The organism is Moorena sp. SIO4A1 (genome assembly GCF_010672065.1).
Classification (GTDB): domain Bacteria; phylum Cyanobacteriota; class Cyanobacteriia; order Cyanobacteriales; family Coleofasciculaceae; genus Moorena.
Window position 1 is genome coordinate 1 of sequence record NZ_JAAHHX010000147.1, and the last position, 5,087, is coordinate 5,087.

Annotated in this window: 7 protein-coding genes and 1 pseudogene; 5 read left to right on the forward strand and 3 right to left on the reverse strand. The window is 42.4% G+C overall.

The genetic code is table 11. The annotated features are described in order from the left end of the window. Both F6K53_RS35065 and F6K53_RS35070 read left to right on the forward strand, forming a co-directional pair. Nucleotides 1–216, forward strand: a 216-nt coding sequence (locus F6K53_RS35065) for a hypothetical protein (RefSeq protein ID WP_293083891.1), incomplete at its 5' end; no start/stop codon positions are given. Nucleotides 217–240: 24 nt separating this feature from the next. Further along, complete coding sequence (locus F6K53_RS35070) at nucleotides 241–1,251, forward strand: chemotaxis response regulator protein-glutamate methylesterase (protein WP_293047471.1); 1,011 nt, start codon at nucleotides 241–243, stop codon at nucleotides 1,249–1,251. 160 nt (nucleotides 1,252–1,411) lie between these two features. Here the strand turns inward: F6K53_RS35070 and F6K53_RS35075 are convergent, their stop codons facing one another. Beyond that, complete coding sequence (locus tag F6K53_RS35075) at nucleotides 1,412–1,594, reverse strand: hypothetical protein (RefSeq protein ID WP_293047474.1); 183 nt, start codon at nucleotides 1,592–1,594, stop codon at nucleotides 1,412–1,414. 98 nt (nucleotides 1,595–1,692) lie between these two features. Between F6K53_RS35075 and F6K53_RS35080 the strand changes: the two genes are divergently transcribed. After that, nucleotides 1,693–3,210, forward strand: coding sequence for an adenylate/guanylate cyclase domain-containing protein (locus tag F6K53_RS35080; protein ID WP_293047477.1), 1,518 nt, complete (start codon nucleotides 1,693–1,695; stop codon nucleotides 3,208–3,210). 10 nt (nucleotides 3,211–3,220) lie between these two features. Here the strand turns inward: F6K53_RS35080 and F6K53_RS35085 are convergent, their stop codons facing one another. Next, nucleotides 3,221–3,394 (reverse strand): hypothetical protein, encoded by a 174-nt coding sequence (locus F6K53_RS35085; protein ID WP_293029720.1) that lies wholly within the window; start codon nucleotides 3,392–3,394, stop codon nucleotides 3,221–3,223. A 12-nt stretch (nucleotides 3,395–3,406) separates the two neighbouring features. On the opposite strand from F6K53_RS35085, the gene F6K53_RS35090 reads away from it, so the two are divergent. Both F6K53_RS35090 and F6K53_RS35095 read left to right on the forward strand, forming a co-directional pair. Further along, on the forward strand, nucleotides 3,407–3,637 hold the full coding sequence (locus F6K53_RS35090) for a hypothetical protein (RefSeq protein ID WP_293029723.1): 231 nt from the start codon (nucleotides 3,407–3,409) through the stop codon (nucleotides 3,635–3,637). A 163-nt stretch (nucleotides 3,638–3,800) separates the two neighbouring features. Continuing rightward, nucleotides 3,801–4,709 (forward strand): ion transporter, encoded by a 909-nt coding sequence (locus tag F6K53_RS35095; protein WP_293029726.1) that lies wholly within the window; start codon nucleotides 3,801–3,803, stop codon nucleotides 4,707–4,709. A 100-nt stretch (nucleotides 4,710–4,809) separates the two neighbouring features. On the opposite strand, the pseudogene F6K53_RS35100 reads toward F6K53_RS35095, so the two are convergent. Beyond that, nucleotides 4,810–5,087: pseudogene (locus tag F6K53_RS35100) on the reverse strand (hypothetical protein); the annotation flags it as partial.

Below are 5,087 nucleotides of genomic sequence, written 5' to 3' on the forward strand. Positions count from 1 at the left end.
CCCCTACTCCCTACTCCCTACTCCCTACTCCCTACTCCCTACTCCCTACTCCCTACTCCCTACTCCCTACTCCCTACTCCCCTACTCCCTACTCCCTACTCCCCTACTCCCTACTCCCTACTCCCTACTCCCTACTCCCTACTCCCTACTCCCTACTCCCTACTCCCTACTCCCTACTCCCTACTCCCCTACTCCCTACTCCCTACTCCCTTATAAAAAAGTAATCAGCATTTTTATGACATGAAAATAGCAATTGTTAATGATTCAATGATGGCAGTAGAGACCCTGCGGCGTGTCTTGATGGTGGTTCCAGACTATAAAGTAGCTTGGGTTGCTAGTGATGGTGCCGAAGCTATTGCCAAATGTGCCAAAGATCTCCCAGACTTAATTTTGATGAATTTGACAATGCCAGTAATAGATGGGGTTGAGGCAACTCGCCAGATCATGAAACATTCTCCCTGTGCGATTTTAGTGGTAACCGCTAGCGTCCAGCAGAATTCATCTAAAGTATTTGAAGCCCTTGGATATGGAGCCTTAGATGCTGTCAGCCTGCCAGTTTTGGGCACTCGCGGTAACCCAGACGCTGCTCAAGAACTACTTACTAAAATTGCTACCATTGGTAAACTGATTGGAAAATCCACCCGAAATTCAAAATCCCCAGCCCGAAATTCCCAACTCCATCTTCCGCCGTTAATCGCAATTGGTGCTTCTACTGGAGGACCAAAGGCTCTAGCAACGATTCTCTCCAGCATACCAGCAAGTTTCAGTGCAGCAATTGTGATTGTCCAGCATGTAGATGTGCAGTTTGCTTCAGGATTAGTGGAGTGGTTGAATCATCAGACACCCTTGGTAGTCCAACTAGCGTCTGACGGTAGCCGTCCTGAAGTAGGGAAAGTATTGATTGCTGGAACCAAAGACCACCTGTTTTTAACATCGAATTTGAGGTTAACCTATACCACCAAACCCAGTAATTATCCCTACCGCCCCTCCGTAGATGTTTTTTTCAAAAGTGTAGCCGAGTACTGGAAGCGCAAAGGCACCGCTGTCTTGTTAACTGGCATGGGTAGAGATGGAGCTGAAGGGCTAAAACTGTTGCGCTCTAAAGGTTGGCATACTATTGCCCAAGATAAAAGCAGTTGCGTGGTTTATGGGATGCCGAAAGCAGCAGCAGAGTTGAAGGCGGCGGTGGAAATTTTGCCCCTAGACGCGATCGCACCTGCCCTAATCAAAGGATTCGCGTTTAAGCCTTAGCTAAATTCCTATAGCTAAATTTATATATCACTTTTATTGCACAACACTGATATATTATAATAATTCTTAACAATAGCTGACTATTAAGCACAATTGGCATGACATAGTTTTCCCAGTTTGCCCAGAGTATTGAACAAAATTTGATAAACTGCTAAACGAATTAGCGTTGCGTCAGTCTTTGAATGAATAGGAGTAGAGTGGGCATCCTGCCCGCCCCAAAATAAGGAGGAAACTGGCAAGATGCCAGTTCTACACAAGATGCCAGTTCTACACAAGATGCCAGTTCCACGCCTGATGTCCATTCTACGGCAAGATGCCTATTCCACCTCACTCTTAAAATCATTCCATTATTAAGCAACGCCAAAGAATTAGCTAACCCTAGGTTATTTATCTATGCTGTACCTGATCTAATTGATAGCCAAAGCGGACATTACAAATAAAATGGTGACTCAAGAGCCGATTAAAGTCCTACTTATCGATGATCAGCCCATGATCGGCGAAGCCATTCGCCGCATGTTGGCTCCAGAAAAGGATATTATCTTTCGCTACTGTCAGGATCCAACTGAAACCTTAAAAGTAGCTAAGGAGTACCAACCAACGGTCATTCTACAAGACTTGGTCATGCCGGAGATGGATGGCTTGTTGTTAGTGCGTTTTTTGCGTTCTAAGGATTCGCCGACTCGACCTATTCCCCTGATTGTACTATCAAGTAAAGAAGAACCAGTAATTAAAGCTAAAGCCTTTGGATTTGGAGCAAATGATTACTTAGTAAAACTGCCAGATCGGGTAGAACTAATTGCTCGTATTCGTTACCATTCCAAAGCCTATCTTAACTTCCTCAAACGAACCGAAGCTGAAGAGCAGCTTAAAGCTGAAAATCTGCGCCAGTCAAAGTATATAAAACAGGTAGAAAAGGTGACAGTAGCAGCCGCCGCTGTGGAAAATGATACATTTAAGCCAGAAAGTCTGGAGGAAGTAGCCACTCGGAGCGACGAGTTAGGACGACTAGCACGAGTTTTCCGGCAAATGGTTCAAACGGTAAAAGCCCGTGAGCAAGAATTGACTCAAGCCAATGAAACTCTGGAAACCCTAAAAAATTCCTTTGCTCGGTTTTTCCCATTTGAATATCTTAATTTTCTGCACAAGGACAATGTGATTCATGTCCAATTAGGGGACCACGTTAGTAAAGAAATGGCGGTGATGTTCAGTGATATTCGCTCCTTTACTACCATTTCTGAGAGTATGACACCAAAGGAAAACTTTGACTTCGTCAATGCCTATCTTAAGCGTGTCAGTCCTGAAATTCGCAATCACGATGGCTTTATTGTCAAATTTCTAGGGGATGGCATGATGGCAGTTTTCCCTGATGGCGCTGATGATGCTGTCTGTGCTGGAATTGCCAAGCTCAAAAAAGTCCAGCAATACAATCAAAAGCGTGAAGCCAACGGTTATTTACCAATTCAAGTAGGGATTGGCATCCACTATGGTCACATGATGGTGGGGATGGTTGGAGAGACATTCCGAATGCAGGGGGATGCTTTTTCTGATAATGTTAACTTGACCGCTCGTTTGGAAGGATTGACCAAGTTTTATGGGGTTTCTTGCTTAATTTCCCAGCAAACCTTAGATAAATTGAGCAATCCCAATCACTATCAAATTCGGTTTCTAGATCGAGCAATTGTTAAAGGTAGAAATGAACCCCTTGCTATCTATGAAGTGCTGGATGGTGAGACGGAGGCAGTTAGGGAATTGAAGTTAAAAACGCAACTGGAATTTGAACAAGGTTTAGAGTGTTATCGCACTCAAGGATTTTACAAGGCTTTAGAATATTTTAATCACGTGTTAATGGTGAATCCTTTGGATAAGACCGCTGCCTTATATGTGGAGCGAATTAATCAGTTGATGGCCCAAGGGGTGCCACAGGATTGGGATGGAGTTTGGCGGTTTACCAAGAAGTAAGCTATCTGGGTTAATGGCAGTAGGGAGTAGGGAGTAGGGAGTAGGGAGTAGGGAGTAGGGAGTAGGGAGTAGGGAGTAGGGAGTAGGGAGTAGGGAGTAGGGAGTAGGGAGGGATTTTCGGCGTTGCTGAATTTAGGAATGAATAGGAGTAGATTGGGCATCCTGCCCGCTCGAAAATAAGCATGAAACTGGCAAGATGCCAGTTCCACGCCTGATGCCCATTCCACCAACATGCCCATTCCAGAAAACTCTTAAAATCATTCCATTATTAAGCAACGCTGGATTTTCTCCCTCTTCCCTCTTCCCTGCTCCCTGCTCCCGTCTTGATGCAGTCGCTCATGGGGGAAACCCCCAAGACCGCGCTGCATCGCTGCTCCCTAAAACCCAGAACTTTGTACCTCACCGAATTGATAGCTGCTATATATAGTATAGTAATATTTGCCTAAGGATATTGGTACTATAGTTTATTCATTAGTGATTGCTAAGCACTAATCAATAAACTTTATTACCAAGCACCCGGAATGATAAGTATTCATCGGGATATAATTATATCACAAGTTGCCCACTGTAATTGTTTATATAATTTTTTTATGCAGGTAGCACTCCAAAAAATTTCTAATTCTGAAATCTTTCAGAATACAGTTTTGATCGTAATAATCTTGGCTAGCATTATAGTAGGTCTGGAAACCTATCCATCATTTACAGAAAATTACGGCACTCTTGTCAATTTTATAGAACATCTAATATTAGGTTTTTTTATTGGTGAAATTTTTATTAAGATAGGTGCTGAAGCTAGTCATCCATGGAGCTACTTTAAAAATGGATGGAATCTATTTGATTTATTCATTGTTGTGGCTTTACTATTGCCAATTGATAATCAATATTTTATAGTGCTACGTATGCTTAGGCTGCTGAGAGTATTTAGGCTAATCTCTGCTTTGCCTCGCTTACAAATACTCGTCCGAGCTCTACTCAAGAGTCTACCCTCCATGGGCTATGTCTTTTTGCTTCTCTGTATTTTGTTCTATATTTATGGGGTAGCCGGAACCTTTTTATTTGCTGAAAACGATCCGATTCACTTTTCTTCCTTACCCAAATCTATCTTGTCTCTATTTCAAGTAGTAACCCTAGAAGGTTGGGCAGATTTGATGTACATCCAGATGTATGGCTGCGAACGCTACGGTTACGATGGTATAGAAGCACTTTGCACAAATCCCTCAGCTTCACCCCTGGTTGGTGTCCTTTTTTTTGTGAGCTTTGTGATGTTGGGGGCGATGATTACTATCAATCTTTTTGTTGGGATTATCACCAGCAATATCAGTGATAGTGTCGATGAATTCAAGCAGGAGCAGGATAAAAAGTTGGAGAAGGTGATCAAGGAGCAGAATCAATTTAGCAAAGTGTCCAGACTTGAAGGTCAGTTATTAGCAATTCAAGAACAGTTGAAAGATATGCATAGTTCCTTAGAGCGTATCCGAACAGATATTTCTGATTATTGAGCGATTATTGATCACTTTTAATCGATTTCAGTAGTTTGGATGTGATTCGGCAACACTATCATTGATTGCCTTTTTGATCTTGTTGTTAAGCTGATATCACCTACTTTTCTACATAGTTTTCGAGCTTAAAAAACTCAATCAATTCCTCAAACTTCGTGTCATTAGCGGTAGGAGTTAATAATTCAAGAAATTGAATTATGGCTGGATTCAAATACTTAAAAACATCCTGGGTTAAAACCGAAATTGCTTCGGCGGTCAACCCTTTAAGTTCACGAGCCAATCTAGCCATTCGTCCCTTAGCAAAATTGACTTGAAAGCGAGTCCTTTTCAGAAGCCGTTGTCTAAGATTTTCATAAAGCGTTTGTTTATCGATAGCTT